General features: G+C 31.7%; 24 protein-coding genes and 2 pseudogenes. 16 read left to right on the top strand and 10 right to left on the bottom strand.

Going from position 1 to position 18,877, the window contains the following annotated elements:
• Nucleotides 1-120: 120 nt before the first annotated feature.
• The gene (gene abc-f / locus ACFSC2_RS20325) at nt 121-1,710 is read left to right on the top strand and encodes a ribosomal protection-like ABC-F family protein (RefSeq protein WP_379812833.1); all 1,590 of its coding nucleotides are present in this window, start codon (nt 121-123) and stop codon (nt 1,708-1,710) included.
• A 131-nt stretch (nt 1,711-1,841) separates the two neighbouring features.
• Nucleotides 1,842-2,894 carry a linear amide C-N hydrolase gene (locus ACFSC2_RS20320; RefSeq protein WP_379812832.1) on the top strand — a complete coding sequence of 351 codons (1,053 nt, stop codon included), beginning with the start codon at nt 1,842-1,844 and terminating at the stop codon, nt 2,892-2,894.
• A gap of 83 nt (nt 2,895-2,977) precedes the next feature.
• Here the strand turns inward: ACFSC2_RS20320 and ACFSC2_RS20315 are convergent, their stop codons facing one another.
• Nucleotides 2,978-3,790: a hypothetical protein gene (locus tag ACFSC2_RS20315; protein ID WP_379812831.1), complete on the bottom strand. Its 813-nt coding sequence runs from the start codon at nt 3,788-3,790 to the stop codon at nt 2,978-2,980.
• Nucleotides 3,791-3,921: 131 nt separating this feature from the next.
• On the opposite strand from ACFSC2_RS20315, the gene ACFSC2_RS20310 reads away from it, so the two are divergent.
• The 8 genes and pseudogenes from ACFSC2_RS20310 to ACFSC2_RS20275 all read left to right on the top strand — a co-directional run bounded on the left by ACFSC2_RS20310 (nt 3,922) and on the right by ACFSC2_RS20275 (nt 8,318).
• Nucleotides 3,922-4,239 (top strand): ArsR/SmtB family transcription factor, encoded by a 318-nt coding sequence (locus ACFSC2_RS20310; protein WP_379812830.1) that lies wholly within the window; start codon nt 3,922-3,924, stop codon nt 4,237-4,239.
• Between the two features lie 4 nt (nt 4,240-4,243).
• A complete protein-coding gene (locus ACFSC2_RS20305) occupies nt 4,244-4,711 on the top strand; it encodes an SRPBCC domain-containing protein (RefSeq protein ID WP_379812829.1) in 468 nt (155 codons plus the stop codon).
• 5 nt (nt 4,712-4,716) lie between these two features.
• Nucleotides 4,717-5,096: pseudogene (locus tag ACFSC2_RS20300) on the top strand (DoxX family protein).
• Between the two features lie 11 nt (nt 5,097-5,107).
• A complete protein-coding gene (locus ACFSC2_RS20295; RefSeq protein ID WP_379812828.1) occupies nt 5,108-5,665 on the top strand; it encodes a DUF4256 domain-containing protein in 558 nt (185 codons plus the stop codon).
• Between the two features lie 272 nt (nt 5,666-5,937).
• Nucleotides 5,938-6,744, top strand: a complete 807-nt coding sequence (locus ACFSC2_RS20290; RefSeq protein WP_379812827.1) for an SDR family oxidoreductase — start codon at nt 5,938-5,940, stop codon at nt 6,742-6,744.
• Between the two features lie 11 nt (nt 6,745-6,755).
• Complete coding sequence (locus ACFSC2_RS20285; RefSeq protein ID WP_379812826.1) at nt 6,756-7,061, top strand: hypothetical protein; 306 nt, start codon at nt 6,756-6,758, stop codon at nt 7,059-7,061.
• A gap of 13 nt (nt 7,062-7,074) precedes the next feature.
• Nucleotides 7,075-7,989 carry a helix-turn-helix domain-containing protein gene (locus ACFSC2_RS20280; RefSeq protein WP_379812825.1) on the top strand — a complete coding sequence of 305 codons (915 nt, stop codon included), beginning with the start codon at nt 7,075-7,077 and terminating at the stop codon, nt 7,987-7,989.
• A gap of 5 nt (nt 7,990-7,994) precedes the next feature.
• Nucleotides 7,995-8,318: a nucleoside triphosphate pyrophosphohydrolase family protein gene (locus ACFSC2_RS20275; RefSeq protein ID WP_379812824.1), complete on the top strand. Its 324-nt coding sequence runs from the start codon at nt 7,995-7,997 to the stop codon at nt 8,316-8,318.
• A gap of 65 nt (nt 8,319-8,383) precedes the next feature.
• On the opposite strand, the gene ACFSC2_RS20270 is transcribed toward ACFSC2_RS20275, so the two are convergent.
• From ACFSC2_RS20270 to ACFSC2_RS20245, 6 genes are all read right to left on the bottom strand, one after another.
• Nucleotides 8,384-9,514 carry a DUF6438 domain-containing protein gene (locus ACFSC2_RS20270; RefSeq protein ID WP_379812823.1) on the bottom strand — a complete coding sequence of 377 codons (1,131 nt, stop codon included), beginning with the start codon at nt 9,512-9,514 and terminating at the stop codon, nt 8,384-8,386.
• Nucleotides 9,515-9,645: 131 nt separating this feature from the next.
• Nucleotides 9,646-10,383: an SDR family oxidoreductase gene (locus ACFSC2_RS20265; protein ID WP_379812822.1), complete on the bottom strand. Its 738-nt coding sequence runs from the start codon at nt 10,381-10,383 to the stop codon at nt 9,646-9,648.
• Between the two features lie 80 nt (nt 10,384-10,463).
• On the bottom strand, nt 10,464-11,033 hold the full coding sequence (locus tag ACFSC2_RS20260) for a Crp/Fnr family transcriptional regulator (RefSeq protein ID WP_379812821.1): 570 nt from the start codon (nt 11,031-11,033) through the stop codon (nt 10,464-10,466).
• Nucleotides 11,034-11,095: 62 nt separating this feature from the next.
• Complete coding sequence (locus ACFSC2_RS20255) at nt 11,096-11,890, bottom strand: hypothetical protein (protein WP_379812820.1); 795 nt, start codon at nt 11,888-11,890, stop codon at nt 11,096-11,098.
• Between the two features lie 144 nt (nt 11,891-12,034).
• Nucleotides 12,035-12,385 (bottom strand): DUF2200 domain-containing protein, encoded by a 351-nt coding sequence (locus ACFSC2_RS20250; RefSeq protein WP_379812819.1) that lies wholly within the window; start codon nt 12,383-12,385, stop codon nt 12,035-12,037.
• A 38-nt stretch (nt 12,386-12,423) separates the two neighbouring features.
• A complete protein-coding gene (locus tag ACFSC2_RS20245) occupies nt 12,424-13,167 on the bottom strand; it encodes an XAC2610-related protein (protein ID WP_379812818.1) in 744 nt (247 codons plus the stop codon).
• Between the two features lie 80 nt (nt 13,168-13,247).
• On the opposite strand from ACFSC2_RS20245, the gene ACFSC2_RS20240 reads away from it, so the two are divergent.
• Complete coding sequence (locus tag ACFSC2_RS20240) at nt 13,248-13,658, top strand: VOC family protein (RefSeq protein WP_379812817.1); 411 nt, start codon at nt 13,248-13,250, stop codon at nt 13,656-13,658.
• A gap of 64 nt (nt 13,659-13,722) precedes the next feature.
• Here the strand turns inward: ACFSC2_RS20240 and map are convergent.
• Both map and ACFSC2_RS20230 read right to left on the bottom strand, forming a co-directional pair.
• A pseudogene (map, locus tag ACFSC2_RS20235) lies at nt 13,723-14,487 on the bottom strand (type I methionyl aminopeptidase).
• Between the two features lie 45 nt (nt 14,488-14,532).
• Nucleotides 14,533-14,943 carry a hypothetical protein gene (locus ACFSC2_RS20230; protein WP_379812816.1) on the bottom strand — a complete coding sequence of 137 codons (411 nt, stop codon included), beginning with the start codon at nt 14,941-14,943 and terminating at the stop codon, nt 14,533-14,535.
• Nucleotides 14,944-15,110: 167 nt separating this feature from the next.
• Between ACFSC2_RS20230 and ACFSC2_RS20225 the strand changes: the two genes are divergently transcribed.
• The 4 genes from ACFSC2_RS20225 (at nt 15,111) to ACFSC2_RS20210 (ending at nt 17,557) form a co-directional block, all read left to right on the top strand.
• Nucleotides 15,111-15,593, top strand: coding sequence for a hypothetical protein (locus ACFSC2_RS20225; RefSeq protein ID WP_379812815.1), 483 nt, complete (start codon nt 15,111-15,113; stop codon nt 15,591-15,593).
• A 109-nt stretch (nt 15,594-15,702) separates the two neighbouring features.
• Nucleotides 15,703-16,071 (top strand): nuclear transport factor 2 family protein, encoded by a 369-nt coding sequence (locus ACFSC2_RS20220; RefSeq protein ID WP_379812814.1) that lies wholly within the window; start codon nt 15,703-15,705, stop codon nt 16,069-16,071.
• A 30-nt stretch (nt 16,072-16,101) separates the two neighbouring features.
• Nucleotides 16,102-16,818, top strand: coding sequence for a hypothetical protein (locus ACFSC2_RS20215; RefSeq protein ID WP_379812813.1), 717 nt, complete (start codon nt 16,102-16,104; stop codon nt 16,816-16,818).
• Nucleotides 16,819-16,927: 109 nt separating this feature from the next.
• Nucleotides 16,928-17,557 (top strand): SMI1/KNR4 family protein, encoded by a 630-nt coding sequence (locus ACFSC2_RS20210; protein ID WP_379812812.1) that lies wholly within the window; start codon nt 16,928-16,930, stop codon nt 17,555-17,557.
• 37 nt (nt 17,558-17,594) lie between these two features.
• Here the strand turns inward: ACFSC2_RS20210 and ACFSC2_RS20205 are convergent, their stop codons facing one another.
• Complete coding sequence (locus ACFSC2_RS20205; protein WP_379812811.1) at nt 17,595-18,161, bottom strand: peroxiredoxin family protein; 567 nt, start codon at nt 18,159-18,161, stop codon at nt 17,595-17,597.
• A gap of 196 nt (nt 18,162-18,357) precedes the next feature.
• On the opposite strand from ACFSC2_RS20205, the gene ACFSC2_RS20200 reads away from it, so the two are divergent.
• On the top strand, nt 18,358-18,876 hold the full coding sequence (locus ACFSC2_RS20200) for a hypothetical protein (RefSeq protein WP_379812810.1): 519 nt from the start codon (nt 18,358-18,360) through the stop codon (nt 18,874-18,876).
• Nucleotide 18,877 lies beyond the last annotated feature (1 nt).

Here is an 18,877-nt window from a genome sequence, read left to right as displayed (position 1 = left end):
ATATCTTTGCACTACTTCAAAACACAATAAGAGTATGTGAAAAATAATTTCTTTCGGACATTTTAGAGCCTAACTGCAACTTTGCGGTGCTCCATTTATTTATCTCAAAAGAAAGAAATTATGCTTATTCTTCAAAATCTCTCATATCTGCATGAGAATAAAAACATGCTGTTTGAAAACATCAGTTTTACTATAAATAAACACGAAAAGACGGCTTTAGTCGGAAATAATGGTGTTGGAAAATCGACTTTGCTTAAAATTATTGCAGGCGAATTGCTGCCTTTTTCTGGACAGCTTATTCAGAATTCGAAAGCCTATTTTGTGCCTCAGTTATTCGGGCAGTTTAACAATATTTCAATCGCTGAAGCCTTACAAATAAAAGAAAAACTAAATGCACTTAAAGAAATACTTGAAGGTGATGTTACAGAACAAAACCTAGAAATTTTAAGTGATGATTGGTCAATTGAAGATCGCTGTGACGAAGCGCTTTTATATTGGCAGCTGCACAACTTAGATCTGAATCAAAAAATGGAAACACTAAGCGGCGGACAAAAAACAAAAGTCTTTTTAGCCGGAATTATGATTCATGAACCAGATTTGGTTTTACTCGATGAACCTAGTAATCATTTAGATTTCGCCGGACGAGAGTTATTATACGATTTTATTCAAAATACTTCAAGTACCGTATTAGTTGTAAGTCACGATCGGACTTTATTGAATTGTTTGAATAAGGTTCTAGAAATGACCAAAAACGGTATTTCAGTTTACGGCGGGAATTATGATTTTTACAGTGAACAGAAAAAAATAGAAAATAATGCTTTGGAGAACGATGTACAGAGCAAAGAAAAAGCATTGCGAAAGGCTAAAGAAAAAGAGCGTGAAACAATAGAACGCCAGCAAAAGCTTGATGCAAGAGGAAAAAAGAAACAAGAAAAATCGGGTGTTGCCAGAATCATGATGAATACGCTGCGAAATAAAGCCGAAAACAGCAGTTCGAAAATCAAAGATGTTCACGCAGAAAAAATAAACGGTATTGCAGATGATTTACGCGAACTGCGATCTTCTATTTCTTCATTGGATCAGATGAAATTTGGTTTTAATACGCTTCATTTCCATAAAGGAAAAGTGATTTTTAAAGCAGAAAATATCAATTATAGTTATGAAAATCAATTGATTTGGAAGCAATGTCTCAATTTTGAAATTGTAAGCGGAGATCGTGTGGTTATAAAAGGTTTAAACGGTTCTGGTAAAACAACCTTGATAAAAATTATACTTCAAAAAATAAATCCTATCGAAGAAGGAAATATTACAGCATCCATAAAAAAATCAATTTATATCGATCAGGATTATTCGCTGCTTGATAATAATTTGAAGATTTATGAGCAAGCGCAGGTTTTTAACGATTCGGGTTTAGAAGAACATGAAGTAAAAATGAGGCTTAACCGATTTTTGTTTTCACAAAAAGCTTGGGATAAACCTTGCAGCTCTTTAAGCGGCGGTGAAAGAATGCGACTGATGCTATGCTGTCTTACGATTAGTAACGAGTCACCTGAGGTTATTATTTTGGATGAGCCAACAAATAATCTGGATATTCAAAATATTGAAATTCTGACTCAAGCTATTAACGAATATCAAGGAACTTTGATTGTTGTTTCGCATGATACACATTTTCTGGAGAGCATTCATATCAATAAAACAATTTTGCTGTAATAAAAATGTAAGAAAAAGTATTAATTTATTGTTTTGATAATCAAGTGAATAGTAAATTTTTGTAATTTGCATAGTCAAGATTCTTAATAAATATTGTCAGAAGACTGCTTTAATCTCAAAACAAAAAAATTATGAAATCAAAAACTACAATTGCAGCTTTTTTACTTGCTTTAAATTTATTGATAAGTCAAACTGTTTTACCTTGTACAAGAGTCGTTTATGAAGGTTTAAACGGTACTGTAATTACAGCCCGATCGATGGATTGGCGAAGTGAAATTCCAGCAAACTTATGGATTTTTCCGCGTGGAATTAATCGATTTGGAGAAGCAGGAACAAGTTCTATTAAATGGAAATCAAAATACGGAAGTGTTATTACGAGTTCGTGGGACATTGCATCATCTGACGGAATGAACGAAAAAGGACTGGCAGGCAATCTTTTATGGCTGGTAGAGTCACAGTATCCAAAATTTGAAAAAGACGGAAAAGTAAAAGGTCTGGCGGTTTCGTTGTGGCTTCAATATGTTTTGGATAATTATGCGACTGTTGCAGAAGCGGTTGAAGCATTAGAAAAGAAAGACTTTGTGGTTGTTTCGTCTCATATTCCAGGAACAAATATTTTTGCAACCGTACACTTATCGCTTTCAGATGCATCTGGGGATAATGCTATTTTTGAATACATAAATGAGAAATTGGTTATTCATCATGATCGAAAATATGTTACAATGACCAACTCTCCTATTTTCAATGATCAATTAGCGATAAATACGTATTGGAAAAGTATTCCAGGAACCGTTATGCTGCCTGGAACCAACCGAGCAGCCGATCGCTTCGTGAGAGCTTCGTATTATATCGATGCGATTCCAAAAACAGATAATGTGCGCAGTGCTTTGGCAAGTGTTTTTGGTGTCATTCGTAATTGTTCAGTTCCGTTAGGAATTGCTTCTGAAACCGAACCAAATATCTCTTCTACTCGCTGGAGAACAGTTGCAGACCATAAAAATTTAGTTTACTATTTTGATAATGTCTTGAATCCGAATGTTATTTGGGTCGAATTCAGTAAAGTTGATTTTAGTGAAAAAGGGAAAATAAAGAAACTGAGTTTGGCTAACAATGAAAATTATTCTGGAGAGTCACTTATTAATTTTAAAGTAACGAAATCTTTTCAGTTTGCAGGACTTGATTAGAAATTCAAATTATCATAAAAAAAACCTTCAAATAAATAGTTTGAAGGTTTTTGTTTTCTATGGTTTTTAATGAAAAAAAAGAATCATTTTTTTGACATTTTTTCAAATGCTTTAGCGGTCATTACAGCTAATTCGTCATTTTTACAATTCCAAATAGAAACATATTCCTGCGACATTACCATTACAGATTCCCAACCTGTAAATTTTTCATAAAGCATTGTAGTACAAATGTCTGTTGGGGTAATAAGTTCTCCTGTACTTGGTAAATGACTGTGAACAGCAGTCAAAATAATATTTTTTTCATCTCCGTAATTTACAGGAATAATATTGGCATGAATTGATTTTCTGCTTATTAGATTATTGTTCTCATCAAATTTTATAAGATAATCATTCCCGTAGATCACAACTCCAGTTTTGCTTGGTCCTGTTAAAACATATACTTTTTTTTCTCCATTTGATATAATTGGAATCAAGTTAGGGCTTGTATTTTCATACATTTTAAAAATGGTATCATTCTGCAAAAGACTCAAGGCTTTTTGGCGAATGATATATAAGTCATTTTCATTTTTAGTAAAACTTCTTTCTTCAAGATCTATTTTGGCCGATTTGATATTATACGTTTTATCAAAGGTAATAGTACCAATTACAGCTGCTTTCTCACCTTTTGAAAAAAAGATACATTTAGAAATATCATCTTCTGAATAAGAAACGTAACCGCCAATATTTTCTCTGTTTTGGTATTTTTCTAAAAACAAATCAGTTCCGTACCAAGAAGCCATTTCCGATCGATACAGTCTTTTACCTTCTTGAACGGTTTCTTCAATTTTTGAATCTAATCTTTTTTGGGAATAGCAGTTAGCTGTTAAAAGCAGTAAAATAAGTAATGTTTTCTTCATGGTTGCGTACGTTTTTTTGGTTATCTAAAATAATAGTTTTTTAAGAATTTCTTTGTTATTTTAAAAATTATTCGAATAAAATATTGTGCAGTCAAATGACTTCGCTATATTTGCAGTCAAATAACTGCGTAATGGAAATTAGAAGAGATGTTTTTCAAGCTATAGCCGACCCTACTCGTCGTGCCATTTTAAGTTTAGTAGCGATTCAAGCAATGACTCCGGGTGCGATTGCTGCCAATTTTGATTCGTCTAGACAAACGATTTCAAAACACATTCAAATTTTAAGCGAATGTGAATTACTAAGTCAGACTCAAAATGGACGTGAAATTTATTATCATTTAAATCCACAAAAAATGAAGGAAATAGACAATTTTATTGAACCCTTTAGAAAAATGTGGGACGATCGCTTTAATAAACTGGAAACCATTATGAAAAACTATAAAAAATAAAACCATGGAAAAGAAAACAAAAATTCATGCAGAAGATGACAGGCAGGATCTTACCATTACAAGAGAATTTGACCTGCCGGTAGAATTATTATTCAAAGCGTATACAGAGCCGGAAATTGTCGAGCAATGGATGGGAACAAAAGTTTTGAAACTGGAAAATAATAAGTATGGCGGCTGGGAATTTGAAACCAGCGATCCAAACGGAAATGTAGTTTTTAAAGCAAGCGGTGTTATTCATGATTTTGTGCCAAACGAAAAAATAGTACGCACTTTTGAAATGGAAAATATTCTTTTTGCACCGCAGTTAGAGTTTCTGGAATTTGAAAAATTAAGTGAAGATACCAGCAAATTGACCATGCAGATTATCTATAAATCTATAGAACATAGATTAACACAGTTAAAACTGCCGTTTGCTCAAGGTTTAAATATGGCACACAATAGATTAGAAGAAATTGTAAAAAAACTAAAATAAGAATCATGACAAAACGAAACAAGATTATTTACTCGATTGCCACGCTTTGGCTGGCATTGGGAATGACTGCAACGGGAATTGTGCAAATTCTGCAGATTAAAGAAGAAGTTGACATGATGAATCATCTTGGATATCCCCTGTATTTTTACCACTTTTAGGTATTTGGAAACTTTTGGGTGTTATTGCAATATTGATTCCTAAATTTGGTTTATTAAAAGAATGGGCTTATGCTGGTTTTTTCTTTGCAATGAGTGGCGCTGTCGTATCACATTTGGCCTGTGGAGATGACCTTATTGCGCTTTTTGGACCAACATTATTGATTGTACTTACAGTTGTTTCCTGGTATTTTAGACCAGAAAGCAGAAAAGTAGCAGCTGTTAATTAAAAAGAAGAAAAATGAAAAAAGAATTGACAACAGAACAACAAGAAGAATTACTGAAAGTCTTAGAAATTCGTTTTGAGAAAAATATGTCTCGCCATAAAGAAATAAAATGGGATAAAGTGGAAGCAAAACTAAAAGCAAACCCACAAAAATTATGGTCGCTTGACGAAATGGAAAGCACGGAAGGTGAACCAGACGTAATTGGCTACGATAATAAAACAGATGAATATCTTTTTGCAGACTGCTCGCCAGAAAGCCCAAAAGGGCGCAGAAGTGTTTGTTACGATCACGAAGCGCTCGAAAAAAGAAAAGAACACAAACCGTTAAACAGCGCCATCAATATGGCAGAAGAAATAGGAATTGAAATTCTTGATGAAGAACAATACCGAGAATTGCAAAAGCTTGGAAAATTTGATGCTAAAACTTCCAGCTGGATTAAAACGCCTGCAGAAATTAGAAAGCTTGGCGGTGCTGTATTCTCAGATTTTCGTTATAATACTGTTTTTGTTTATCATAACGGTGCCGATTCTTATTATGCTGCGAGAGGATTTCGTGGTATATTGAAAGTATAATAGCAATACTTGCTAGATTAAACGCTGATTAAATAAATTTGCTTTCGCAAAAGTGCTGATAAAAACGAATATTTACAAAATTAAAAATTCGTTTAAATCCGTGTTTTCGTGATAACGAATCTGTTTAATCAGTGTCATTTAATACAGTTTGTTCCCACAAATTATTAAAAATTTAAAACTTCGTCATTTTGGCTAATAGATCTTCCAAAACGACTAATTCACCGCTCCCCTTTCTCTACAACTTTGCATTATAATTTTAAAACAATAAAAAAATGCAAAAAACAATCTTTATCACAGGAGCATCTACAGGTTTAGGAAAAGCAACAGCAAAATTATTTCACAGCAAAGGCTGGCAGGTAATCGCCACAATGCGTAATCCAGAAAAAGAAACCGAATTAAATCAATTACAGAATATTGTATTACTTCCGTTAGACGTTACAAACTCAGATCAAATCATTCAAACTATTAAAAATGTAACCAATCACTTTTCAATTGATGTTGTTTTGAATAATGCGGGTTATGGATTAATCGGCGCGTTGGAATCATTAACAGACGAACAAATCCTTCGTCAGATCGAAACCAATTTAATGGGCGTTATTAGGGTTTCTAAAGCTTTTACGCCGCACTTTCGTGAAAACAAAAAAGGACTTTTTCTTAACATCACTTCTACTTTTGGGTTAATTGGATTTCCGACTTGCTCTGTTTACAGTGCCACTAAATTTGCTGTCGACGGTTTTTCTGAAAGTCTCGCTTCAGAACTAGTTCAATTCGGAATTCAGGTAAAAATTATTGCCCCTGGCGGTATGCAGACCGATTTTGCTGTTCGTTCTATGGATGTTGGACAGCATGAAGCGTATACTCAATTAGTTGCCGAAGTCAGCAAAGGTTACAGTGCTGAAGCATTAGCAAATTATACAAAGGTAGAAGACGTTGCTCAAATTGTTTACGAAGCGGCCAGAGATAATAAAAATCAATTGCGTTATGTTGCTGGAAATGATGCCAATGCATTATATAATGAACGTATTAGTTCTGGAGCAGAGACACAAGTTGAAAACATCAAAAAAATGTTTACTTTTTAATTATTAGAAAAATGAAAAATCAAGCGATAGAACTTACTACCTTTAAACTAAAAGGTTTTACAACACAGGAATTTATTGAAGCCAACGCTGCAATTGATGCTTTTTTAAAACGTCAACAAGGTTTTCGTTCGCGAACAATTTTCGAATTGAAAAAAGGTATTGTTTACGATATGTTATTGTGGGACAGTGTTGAAGAAGGAACAGATGCGATGCATTTGCTCATGAGCGAACTCAGCGATTCTGTAGTACACGATATGATCGATCAAAGCACCGTAAGCTGGAATATTGCGCCAATAGAACATTTCGTAAGTTTGTAATAAATTGAATAAAATGAAAAAGCAACCCAAAATATTTCATTCTCTCTCAGAACTGCATAAAGCTATGGGGCAGCCAAAACCTTTGCATCCGCTTATCAGTATTATCAATTATGGCGAAGCTGTATTTGATCCTAAAGATTTTGAAAATGGAATTATTCTGGATTTTTATAAAATTTCTTTTAAAACCAGTTTTAACGGGAAAATAAAGTACGGTCACGGCTTTTATGATTTTGAAGAAGGCGGCATGTCATTTGTCGGTCCTGGACAGGTTTTAAAAATGCAGGAAGAAGAAGCCGATTACAGCGGTATGTCACTGCATATTCATCCTGATTTTATTCGGCCTTATGCTTTAAATAGCAATATAAAACAATACGGATTTTTTGGCTACACGGCTTCTGAGGGTTTGTATTTGTCTGAAAAGGAAAAAGAAACGATTTTGGACGTTTATAAAAATATTCAAAATGAATTGAATGAACGTATTGATAATTTCAGCCAAGATGTAATGATTTCGCAGATTGAACTTTTGCTGAATTACAGCAATCGTTTTTACAACCGCCAGTTTATTACCAGAAAAGCCATTAATAATGATGTTTTGGTAAAACTGGAAAACCTTTTAAGTAATTATTTTAATGATGAAAAAGCGCTTTTAAACGGTATTCCAACTGTGGCTTTTGTTGCAGAACAATTAAATCTTTCGTCACGATATTTAAGCGATTTGCTTCGGAATTTAAGCGGTCAAAATACACAGCAGTTAATTCATGATAAATTAATTGAAAAAGCAAAAGAATATATTGCAAAAGGAACTTTTTCTATTTCTGAGATTGCTTATAAATTAGGTTTTGAACATCCGCAGTCGTTTAATAAATTATTCAAGAAAAAAACGAATTATACGCCTATTGAATTTCAAGAGGCGTTTCATAAAAATTAAAAAAAATGTCAAAATTAACTATAGAAGAACTGAAAAATCGTTCATTAGAAGTAAGAAAAAAATACCACGAACTAGAGCTTGCCTATCATGGCAGCGAATGGACGGTAGAAGAAGATGCATTAGCATTTTTGACCGATGCCGGTTTAGTAGGACGATTAACCATGTCACAGCAAGGCAGATGGCCAAAAGCAGATACAGACGAAGAACTAAGACACAAACTTGGAGAATCTATTTGGTGGCTCACAGTATTGGCAGCAAGAATGAATATTGATATTGAAGAAGCAACAGAAAATTTTCTGAGTAAAACTGAAAAAATGCTCGGAAATTAAACTGAAAATACGTTTAAAAATCTTCTTAACCCGTCAGGTTTTCAAAACCTGACGGGTTTGCTGTTTTAATAAACTCTTGAAGGAGTATAAAGTCTTTTTTCTAATTCATTTTTTTCAATAAAATTGAAACCCAAATCTACGGTTATTAGTTTGCCGTTTTTTGCAGGGATTAAAAAAAACCGGCCGTCAGTTTCATATTGATATGTTTTGGAACTTCTATTATTAATATGAATTCTATATTTTGGTTTAAAAGATTGTTCTGTCCTATTTGCTTCACTCAATAGATTAGAGAGATAAAATATTTCTGACCTTACCAATCGTATGGTTCCATCTCCTTTGCTGAAATAATAAAATTCATTCTGAAATTTTTGCACAGTTTCGGTTGGCTGCAATTTTAGCTGTTGGTATAAATTAGTTATTGGATTTAATGTTATTCTAAACAACTTTGGAGATTTGCTACCGTAATCTTTTACGGTTTTAATGATTTTATTATCTTTTACAAAAGTTACTGAAACCTCTATTTGGTCAGTCACGTCTGATTTATAAGTATCTTCAAGATTCAAAAAGTTTGTTTTCTTAAAATCGCTCACAATTTCATTAAATTCATTAGATGAAATTTTAGCTGTAAAAAAGCCGTTTTTTAAATTATAATCTTCTCCATAATAATAAACTAAACCATTTTTATTAATTTGAATATCGTTTATTGGGCATGGACCAAGACAAGGAGATTGTGAAATTATTACTTTATCAAAGTTCTCCTCATCATTTTCGCTGTATTTTACTTTAGACAAGTCAAGTGTTATGTCTTTTTCATAACTCAATTTTAAATACTTCGAATCTATTGAAACTATTTTAGAAGCGTCCCATTTTTTTGTAATTAAGTTCAAAATATAAAGACTGTCTCCATTTATTTTATACTTTGTTTTAGTTCCTAGAAAAAACGTTTTTTGCTCTTCTTTTCTAGTTCTTTCTTTTTTGTCATAATAACCTGGTTTGCTTATGCAAATGCCATTTTCTAGAAAAGTGTAACCAAAATCAGAATAGAAATAGTTTTTTCTTTTTGGATTTTCTTTTTCAAAAACCCAATCTCCCAGAATTAAATCTTTATAATCATTAGATGATTTCTTTTCACATGAAGTAAACAGGTTGGAAATAAATAAGAAATAAAGAAAAAACAAACACTTAATTTTAGTCATATTTTTTGTTTTTAAAGGAATACTAAATATATATTTTTTCTAAATGAAATAACATTTTAAAACCATAATTAAAAAGAAAAAGCTCCAAAATCATTTGACTTTGGAGCTTTGTTTCTAAATATAATTTTTGATTACCAAGGGCTTTCTTCGCTTTCGTTTTGAATATCGGGACTAAAGAATTTTCCTGTTGGGCCGTTTTCGTCTGTATCAGTATGTTTAACGATGAAAGTTGCTGCACTTTCTACACTCTGCGGTCCGCTGTGGTGGTTAAAATCTGTTGCAGTATAACCTGGGTCAATTGAATTTACTTTAAATGGTAAATCTCTTAATTCGTGAGCCAAAGTAACTGTATAAGCATTTAAAGCTGCTTTTGAAGTTACGTACGAAACAGCCTTGAAATCATAATATTTCCATGTTGGATCACTATGTAATGTAAGCGAACCCAAGCCAGATGTAATATTACTGATTCTTGGACTTTCTGATTTTTTAAGTAAATCGACAAATCCTTGAGTAACGTTGATTACGCCAAAGAAATTGGTATCAAATGTTTCTCTGATTCCGTCAATATTTGCAATCGAAGCATTCTGTGGCAAAGTACCTAAAATACCGGCATTATTAATTAAAATATCCAATTTTCCCTGTTCCTTTTCTACAATATTTTTTGCTTCTTGAATACTTTCAAGATTCGTAACATCAATCTGAATGGCTTTGATATTTTCAAATCCATCTTTTGATAATTGATTTACCGTTTCTTCGCCTTTTGCAAGATCACGGCTTCCTAAATACACAAAAAATCCCTTTTTTGAAAGTTGTTTTGCTGTTTCTAAACCTATGCTTCTATTTGCGCCTGTAATTAATACTGATTTCATTTTTATTGTTTTATAAATTTTACAATGCAAAGTTGCGTCGATAAAAAATGAAAACATTTGCCATTTGGCAAAAAGCGATTTTATCGTATATTTTTTCGAATTCGGCTTAAAGAAGATTGCGTGATTCCGAGATAAGAAGCCAAATACGAAAGCGGAATTCTGTTAAGTATTTTAGGATATTTCTCTAGAAAAGACAAATAACGAGTCGTTGCATCTTCAGAAACCAACGGACTTCTGCGTTCTATTTTCTGCATCAAAGCTCTTGCAATAATTTTGTGTACAATGGCGTCCCAGCCTACAATTGTATTGAGAAGTTCTTCCCAATCTTGTTTAGAAAAGGTCAAAAGTTTACAATCTGTAACCGCCTGAACGTAGGCAGAAGAACAAATACTGTTTTGAAAACTTTCTAAATCTACCACAAGATTGTTTTCATCAATAAAATATTTGGTGATTTCTTCGCCTTTATTATCGTAGTAACAAACGCGCATAACGCCGTTTAAAACAAAGCCGACCTGCGTAGAAACTTTTCCAGCTTCAGAGAAATATTCGTCTTTAGGAAGCTCCAATTCTGAAGCTTTACTTGTAATTAAATCAATTTGCTGCTGGTTTAAATTGCCGTATTGCAATATAAAATTTACTAATTCTTTCATGCGGGAAAGTTACATAATGATATTCTGAAATTATTTGTCATTTGACAAAAGATAAAATAATTTCATTTTATTTTATTTTCTATTTTTCCTAAAAGATTTGGAATTAGTTTTTCCGAAAATGAGGCAATTATGACGATTATAATTATTTTCCAATAATCAGTAATTTCTATTTGGGGAAATATAAACTTGGATCTGATTAGACAATATACTATAGCTCCAGCTACACAACTAAGAAATATACGTTCAATACCTATGAGACTATAATAAAAATAATAAGTGCTTTCTTCAAAATTAATTTTACCAATACTTGATAGTACTGAAATTGAATTTCCTAAAAGTGAACCTAAAAGTACAATCAAAACATGCCAGTTTTGATAATCGTCAATCCTAGTCTCTGAAAAAAAGAAACACAACAATGAAAAAATGAATGTAAAAATAATTGAAGGTGAGAGATAGAAAAGCCTATTTATTGAAGTACGTTTAATTTCAGTTTTAATTTCTTCTATTAATGAATCAAATTCATCTCCTTCTGGAATTTCATCGTTATGAAAACATGCTGATAAAATATGAGAAATTCTATTTTTCATCATGCCATAGTTCTGAGAACGATATAAAAGACCTTTGGCGACAGTATAACCTCGTTTGACAATATTAAATCTGTTAACTAGTTCTCTTTCTGAATCATCAGTATATCCGTCTATTTGAACACGTAATCTATAATTAATATCATGATGTTCAATTTCATATATACAGAATTCATTTCCTTTAGATAATATATGAATTACCTTATTACCTGCGCCATCAATTTCTCCTGGTTTTATATTAGCGATTTCTGGATTTGGTACAATTTTATTCATCAATTACATTATTAATTTTCAATAGTTTGATTTTTCATATTGAGAAATAAATAACAAACTTACAGAATTAAAACTATTATTAATACGGTAAAAACACCTGATTATCAATGTTTTATTTTAAAAAAAAAAAAAAATGATAGAGGGTCAAACTCTCAAAATCTTCTCCATTTTCTTGCCTTTTGCCAATTCATCTACCAATTTATCAAGATAACGAAGCTTTTGAATAAGAGGATCTTCAATATCTTCTACTCGATAACCACAGATTACACCCGTAATTTTTGACGCATTTGGGTTTAATTCTGGAGCTTCTGCAAAAAAGGTTTCAAATGTTACTTTCTTTTCAATTTGTGCTTTAAACTGTTCTTCATTATATCCTGTAAGCCAAGAGATTACTTCGTCTAATTCTTCTTTTGTTCTTCCTTTCTTTTCTACTTTCTGAATGTATAATGGATATACACTTGAAAATAACAATTTATAGATTCTTTCATTATTCATTTTCGTTGTTTTTTTTAGAAATCATTATTTTAGAAATTCTATTCTTCAATCGGATCATAGTTAATAAATCGAATCATAAAATCGCTTGAACCTTTATAAGTTTCAGAATGCAGTTTTGTTTCTACATTATTTCGAATGAGATAGCTCTCTACTTTTCCATCATCAAAATCTACCTTTGCAAATTCGGTCAAAGTATTTTTATTGAGTTTCAAAAAAGTTGTTGTTGTACCCCCGTAAACACTTAAAGCATCAATACAATTTAATTTTTCGTTGTACGCTAGATTCGGATAATCGTCTGAATTTTTTATTTCTATAAATTTATTCTCTTTTTTAGAAAAAATAAACAATTTTCGAATTTCATTTGCTCCTCGGGCAGCAGCAAAATAATTGATTGTAAAATCATTTAGACCATCGTTATTAAAATCTTTAATTTCTGTAAGCAACGGAATCGCGCTTTCTTTGCTCAAAGCATAATTTTGAGTGAGCTTCCATTTATTATTTTCTTTCTGAAAAAGCTTGAAATAAACCGTCATAAGTGTGTCATTTTCAGTTTGCTCAATTTCTATTTTATATTTTCCAGGCAAAGCAATTTTGGTACTGTCTGCAAAAGTTTCTGTATATGAATAAACTTCTTTTGATTCAGCTGTTTTAGGATTACTGTTCTTTTTTAAAGGTTTCTTAGTCAAATCTGTTTTGACAGTTTCAGAGCTTCTGATTTCCGTTTTTTTATCGATGCAGCTTATCATCGAAAGAAAAATAATAAAGAATAGATAATTTCTCATTTATATATTTTAATTTGGATTAAAATTAGAAAATAATTTATCTTAGTTACAGCAATTCAACTATTTAAATTCGAAATAATATGTCAGATTCAACCAATAATAATTCCGGTGATAAAACGCCAAAAGTAACTGGAATTGGCGGTATTTTCTTTTTCACGAATGATCCAAAAGAGACCAAAGATTGGTATTCTAAAAATTTAGGATTAGATACAAACGATTGGGGGTCGACTTTTGAATCTCGAAAACTCAATAATCCAGACGAAATTGAATCATTGCAATGGAGCCCTTTTAAAAAAGACGACAAGTACTTTTCGCCTTCCAAAAAAGAATTCATGATCAATTATCGCGTACAGAACATTGAAGGTCTTGTAGAGCAATTAAAACAGAATGGCGTAACTGTTCTAGATAACATCGAAACTTATGATTACGGAAAATTTGTGCATATAATGGACAATGACGGTAATAAAATTGAGCTTTGGGAACCAGCGTAGTTTTTGAATTATAAATTATGAGTTAAAGAGGATTTCATTTCTTACTCATAATTTATAATTTGTTTTAGTTCCAAATTTCATTCATTTCAGTCAAAATAATCGGTTTTCCATCTGTTACGACAATTGTATGCTCGTGCTGCGCCATAAAACCGCCTTTATTTCCAACCATCGTCCAGCCATCTTGCAGTGTTTCTGCATAAGTAGAAGTTGTCGAAATAAACGTTTCTATAGCAACGACAGAATTTTTCTTAAATCGGTTTTGGTTAAAACGATCTCTGTAATTGGCAATTTCGTGCGGTGCTTCGTGCAGGCTTCTCCCTACTCCATGTCCGGTCAGGTTTTTAATTACTTTGTAGCCCCTTTTTTTGGCTTCAGTTTCCATTATAAAACCAATATCAGAAATGCGAACACCGCCTTTGATATTATAAATCGCTTTATGCAGAATTTCTTTAGAAGCTTCAATTAATTTTTGATGTTCGTTGATGTCTTCACCAATCACAAAAGAACCGCCGTTATCCGACCAAAATCCGTTTAATTCTGCCGAAACATCAATATTAATTAAATCGCCTTCTTTTAAAATTCTGGTTTCAGACGGAATTCCGTGGCAAAATTCGTTGTTTACGCTGATGCAAGTCTAGCCTGGAAAACCATAAGTCAGATACGGCGCTGATTTTGCTCCAAGATCATTAAGAATTTTTCCGCCGTAATCGTCTAATTCTTTTGTAGAGATTCCTGCTTTTGCAAAATTTCTCATTTTTTTTAAAGTAAAAGCAACGGCTTCACTTATCTGCTGCATTCCAATTAATTCGGATTCTGTTGTAATTGACATGATTTTTATTTTTATATTGCTTAAAATCTAATTCTTAGGCAATTGTTATTTACTAAACTTCTCTTCCAAAAAGCTCAAATTATTATCCAATAAAGCTTTTAGAATTTCGGTTGTATCATTTTCGTTTTGATTCCAAAGTTCTGACAAGTAATTCTGATCTAATTTCGAACTTAATCCAAACCAGGTTTTTCTTGTTTTGGGTCTTTTGTAAAAAATATAAAATTCGTAATTATCTGGTTTTCCGATAGCAGAAATTGCTATGCCGTTTTTATTGGTTAGATTTTCAAATTCAAGTGAAGGCGAAAAATAAACCTCTTTTAAACGTTCAGATTCTTCTAACTTTTGTTTCCACTGAAATGTTTTAAAAATCGTCATTATTTCAGAAGAATCGATTCTTCCTTTCTCAATAATTTGGGGATTTGCTGGTTCGCAAATACTGTATCTAAAGTTGCTCATCTTAATTTAATAAACGGATTAAGGTTTGAGATTTTCTCGTTTCTGCTAAAATAACTTTTTTTTGAAATGTTTGTCTAAAGTAAACATTAAAATGTATAAAAACTTTAGAACCAAAGCTTTTGAAGTTTCCCAATTTTACTTACTTTTCAATCACCAAAACAAAACAAATGGATTTAGAAAAAGCTCAAAAAATTATTGATGAAGCAATTGGTTCAGAATATGTAATTTTTAAAACAGAAGATAGCGAAAGGTACACTTTTGCCTATTACAAACATCGAAATTATGATCTTGATGATGAAAGAGGTCATTTAGTAGGTTCTGGTCCTGTGGTTTTTAAAAAGGAAACCAGTGAACATGTGTTACTTAGTTCAAGTGACTGTATTTATGGCGATTATTTTGATTTTAGAGAACCTGTTGAAGAAGAACCGTTTCAAAATCCTAGTTTCGAGCAAATAAAAAAGGATATTTTAAGGCGAAATTATGTCAATTCTGATGATGTACATTCGATCGAATTCAATTGGAAAGAACAATTTGAGGATCCGTTTATGAGATTGCATTGGAATAAAGAAATCGATTTTAATCGATTTTTGATTGTAAACTCAAAAAACAGCTCTTTTTTGGACTTCTTAAAGAATTTTGGAGCGAATTAAATTTAGGTTTTGAAATAACTGCAGAAGATGAACTGATGTTGTGCCGAATAAATGAAAAGCTTTAAACAAAATATTTTACCTTAGATTTTAATTAAATAAAACTTCAAAAATGCCTGAGACAAATCAATTTCAAGAAACAATTAAAAAAGCGTATAAAGCTTTTAATGAAAGAAATATCGATAATGCACTTTCGACTATGCAGAAAGATGTACAATGGTCTAAAGCTTGGGAAGGTGGTTACATTGTAGGTCACGAAGAAATTAGATCGTATTGGACGCGACAATGGAGCGAAATAAATCCAAAGGTTGAACCTGTAGGTTTTGATGAAAGAGAAAATGGAAGTCTGGAAGTAAAAGTGCAACAAAATGTAAAAGACCTGCAAGGCGGTTTAATTTTTGACGGATTGGTAAAACATGTATACACTTTTCAAAACGGACTTATTAAAACAATGGATATTGAACTTGTTGAGAATCTTTAGCTTAAAAACAAACTTAATTAGAATTACTTTATGGGATTTGATATTGATTTTTACCGTTTAAATAGGGAAACTTTAAAAGAAAGATTTCAAAAACTGGAAGAATCTGATGAATGTCTTTCGTTTGCAAACTATATTGAACAGGTAAATATAGCGGAAAAAAGAACCTATTTTAAAACAGATGCCGATTTAATTATTCAGAAAATAAAAGAAGATTCACTTTTATTAAAAAGCTATGAATTGGATGATCTCTTAGATTATATTTATGAAACAGCAGTAGGTAAAGGTTTTAGTAGTTACGAAACTGATGATGAAAGATTTGTAAGCTTATCGAAACAATTTGGTTTTGAATTGATTCATGAAATCTCTCGCGGTTGTGCCAGTGTTTTTGCTTTAAATATGGGCGATTCTGATGTTTTAAAAGGTTATGAATTTTGGGATAAAGGGAATAGACATTCTGTCAACCTTAAAAAAGATGAGTTTTTAAACAAACTTGATTACATTATTCTGCTTCATGCCAAATTACAATTGCTAGATGCCGAAAGTGAAGCTGATAAAAACGAATTTTCAGCCATAATTGATACTCTTGAGAATAATGAATTACTAAAAAAAGTTGTTGAAAACGACTTGGAATCTGCATTGAGAGATGAGAAGCAAAAAGATAACAGCTGGTCGATATTTTACAACGTGAATGAGCTCAAAAGTAAATTCGGAAAAATTGACGATGATGTTGCAATTTTTTATTATTAAAACAAAATAACTCATTGGTTATCTATGTATTACTTAGAATTATTGGGAATTTCGAATAAAATGTTGCTCAGCACGAACTTACTTAAATCAAAATTTTAATTGCAATAAAATGGAATCAACTCTTACAGCTCAATTTATAGCTGCTTTTAAGTCAAAACTTGATATTTTTGATCAGTTCATGAATACAGGCGCTACGGCTAATGAAATTAATGAATTGGAAGGTTTTATTGAAGCCAAGTTACCCGAATCTCACAAAGAATTGCTTAAAAAATATAACGGTGAAAAACAGTTCATCGGTTTTATGGGTGGATTTGCTTTTCTGGGAGTTGAAGAAATTAAAATCCAATGGAATTTCTTTAAAGAAGCTCCCGAAATGGAAGCGGAAGCAATTAATCAAGTAGAAAAGATTAAAAATACGTTGTATTGCCCGAAAAGAATTCCATTTGCTCATGACGGTTCCGGCAATTTTTTAAGTATCGATTTTAATCCGAATACAAAAGGAATCTCTGGTCAAATTTTATATCTCCCAACGGGTGATGCTGAACCAATTGCGGTTATAGCGGATAGTTTTGATGAGTTTTTACTTTTAATAATCGAAAAATTAGATTCTGAAAAGTTAGAATTAATAGACGAGAGAGACGATTGGGACGAAGAAGATTGGGATAAAGCAGAAATTTATTTCCAAAACACATGGGAAGATGACTGGAGCGATATTGCTGCCGAGTATAACAATAAATAAACTCCTTCTATGTGAAGGAGTTTATTCTTAAATTGTTTTATAATTTTTCTAGTTTGTCAAGCAATGCCACGCTGCTTTTTCCTCCGCAGGAAGAGGCAATTACTTTCCCTGTTTTGTCAATTAATATTTTTGCGGGTGTGCAAGATATATTGTGTATTAGTTTTTCTTCTTTATTTGGAGATACCGTATTATCAATCTGATCAAACGCCAATTTTGAGTTTTTAATATAATCCTGCAGCTCTGCGTCATTATCTGAAAAACCTTCTATGATACCAATAAACTGAACTTTGTCTTTATGAGAATTGTAAATTTCATTTAATTCTGCAGTCATATCATACGTGTCGCTTTTCTTCAAATACGATTTATCGTAGACAAAAATCACAAGATCTTTTCCTTTATAATCTTCAGAATTAAACTGTTTTCCGCTAACAGTTTTTGCCGAAAAATATTTAGGCGTTGCATTAAGCATTAAATCAATTTTATTTTTATTAAATTCCTCAGACATTGCTTTAAGATCAGATTTTAAATCTTTATCGTCTTGAGTTTTTTTATTTTCGCACGAAATCATAATTGGCAGTATAAATAATAGTAATAAATGTTTCATATAGTTATTAGTTAATGATTTATATCTAAATTAATGATTTTTAAAATATAAAGCCTAAAAAGAAATCCTTAACTAGGATTTCTTTATATTGTAAGAGAATATTTTTGTCAAAGTTTAAACTTTTACAAAGTTCTGAATGAGGTTTTAAAAGCTTTTCAAGTCAAAAAATAATAATTATAAGGTGTAGTTTTTTAAAATGAAAAATAAATTTTTCTGGCGGTTGTTCCTCCTTTTTTTGCCTTTCTTAATGCAGGCGCAAAAAGACTCAATAAATGTTGAAGAACTCAATCAAAGATTCATGTATAGTATTTTTGATGTTCTGGTAAAGAATGATCGAATGTTCTGTATTGTGGTGCCGCAAGAGTTTAAACTTGCTTCTCGCGATTACAAAATTGATACTGCCTACATTTATTTAGAGAATCACAAATACTTACAGCAAACTTATACATCAGGAAAACTAAAATTTAAAACGCTTGTAAATGAAAAGAAAACCAGTTTTTATATTGAAAACCTGATTACTAAAAGAAAAGAAAAAATTGTTTTTATGGAGCCTTGCGAAATTCTATTTTTAGGCATCTTATACGATCCTAAAAATAAAAATACAGGGTTTGTTTTTAGAGGAAAAATTAATGATTATGAGCAGGATTTTAGTTTAAGATTTGCGAGATTAAGAAATAAAAATATGATTGTACTCAATGGTAGTCGTCCATTTTAAT

It is taken from the genome of Flavobacterium artemisiae, from assembly GCF_042678225.1.
GTDB classification, from domain to species: Bacteria; Bacteroidota; Bacteroidia; order Flavobacteriales; family Flavobacteriaceae; genus Flavobacterium; species Flavobacterium artemisiae.
This window is presented reverse-complemented; position numbering and strand designations above follow the sequence as displayed.

What these genes read in the sequence shown, in the direction of transcription:
- abc-f (WP_379812833.1), top strand. Translation starts at nt 121, where the DNA reads ATGCTTATTCTTCAAAATCTCTCATATCTGCATGAGAATAAAAACATG.
- ACFSC2_RS20320 (WP_379812832.1), top strand. Translation starts at nt 1,842, where the DNA reads ATGAAATCAAAAACTACAATTGCAGCTTTTTTACTTGCTTTAAATTTA.
- ACFSC2_RS20315 (WP_379812831.1), bottom strand. Translation starts at nt 3,790, where the DNA reads ATGAAGAAAACATTACTTATTTTACTGCTTTTAACAGCTAACTGCTAT.
- ACFSC2_RS20310 (WP_379812830.1), top strand. Translation starts at nt 3,922, where the DNA reads ATGGAAATTAGAAGAGATGTTTTTCAAGCTATAGCCGACCCTACTCGT.
- ACFSC2_RS20305 (WP_379812829.1), top strand. Translation starts at nt 4,244, where the DNA reads ATGGAAAAGAAAACAAAAATTCATGCAGAAGATGACAGGCAGGATCTT.
- ACFSC2_RS20295 (WP_379812828.1), top strand. Translation starts at nt 5,108, where the DNA reads ATGAAAAAAGAATTGACAACAGAACAACAAGAAGAATTACTGAAAGTC.
- ACFSC2_RS20290 (WP_379812827.1), top strand. Translation starts at nt 5,938, where the DNA reads ATGCAAAAAACAATCTTTATCACAGGAGCATCTACAGGTTTAGGAAAA.
- ACFSC2_RS20285 (WP_379812826.1), top strand. Translation starts at nt 6,756, where the DNA reads ATGAAAAATCAAGCGATAGAACTTACTACCTTTAAACTAAAAGGTTTT.
- ACFSC2_RS20280 (WP_379812825.1), top strand. Translation starts at nt 7,075, where the DNA reads ATGAAAAAGCAACCCAAAATATTTCATTCTCTCTCAGAACTGCATAAA.
- ACFSC2_RS20275 (WP_379812824.1), top strand. Translation starts at nt 7,995, where the DNA reads ATGTCAAAATTAACTATAGAAGAACTGAAAAATCGTTCATTAGAAGTA.
- ACFSC2_RS20270 (WP_379812823.1), bottom strand. Translation starts at nt 9,514, where the DNA reads ATGACTAAAATTAAGTGTTTGTTTTTTCTTTATTTCTTATTTATTTCC.
- ACFSC2_RS20265 (WP_379812822.1), bottom strand. Translation starts at nt 10,383, where the DNA reads ATGAAATCAGTATTAATTACAGGCGCAAATAGAAGCATAGGTTTAGAA.
- ACFSC2_RS20260 (WP_379812821.1), bottom strand. Translation starts at nt 11,033, where the DNA reads ATGAAAGAATTAGTAAATTTTATATTGCAATACGGCAATTTAAACCAG.
- ACFSC2_RS20255 (WP_379812820.1), bottom strand. Translation starts at nt 11,890, where the DNA reads ATGAATAAAATTGTACCAAATCCAGAAATCGCTAATATAAAACCAGGA.
- ACFSC2_RS20250 (WP_379812819.1), bottom strand. Translation starts at nt 12,385, where the DNA reads ATGAATAATGAAAGAATCTATAAATTGTTATTTTCAAGTGTATATCCA.
- ACFSC2_RS20245 (WP_379812818.1), bottom strand. Translation starts at nt 13,167, where the DNA reads ATGAGAAATTATCTATTCTTTATTATTTTTCTTTCGATGATAAGCTGC.
- ACFSC2_RS20240 (WP_379812817.1), top strand. Translation starts at nt 13,248, where the DNA reads ATGTCAGATTCAACCAATAATAATTCCGGTGATAAAACGCCAAAAGTA.
- ACFSC2_RS20230 (WP_379812816.1), bottom strand. Translation starts at nt 14,943, where the DNA reads ATGAGCAACTTTAGATACAGTATTTGCGAACCAGCAAATCCCCAAATT.
- ACFSC2_RS20225 (WP_379812815.1), top strand. Translation starts at nt 15,111, where the DNA reads ATGGATTTAGAAAAAGCTCAAAAAATTATTGATGAAGCAATTGGTTCA.
- ACFSC2_RS20220 (WP_379812814.1), top strand. Translation starts at nt 15,703, where the DNA reads ATGCCTGAGACAAATCAATTTCAAGAAACAATTAAAAAAGCGTATAAA.
- ACFSC2_RS20215 (WP_379812813.1), top strand. Translation starts at nt 16,102, where the DNA reads ATGGGATTTGATATTGATTTTTACCGTTTAAATAGGGAAACTTTAAAA.
- ACFSC2_RS20210 (WP_379812812.1), top strand. Translation starts at nt 16,928, where the DNA reads ATGGAATCAACTCTTACAGCTCAATTTATAGCTGCTTTTAAGTCAAAA.
- ACFSC2_RS20205 (WP_379812811.1), bottom strand. Translation starts at nt 18,161, where the DNA reads ATGAAACATTTATTACTATTATTTATACTGCCAATTATGATTTCGTGC.
- ACFSC2_RS20200 (WP_379812810.1), top strand. Translation starts at nt 18,358, where the DNA reads ATGAAAAATAAATTTTTCTGGCGGTTGTTCCTCCTTTTTTTGCCTTTC.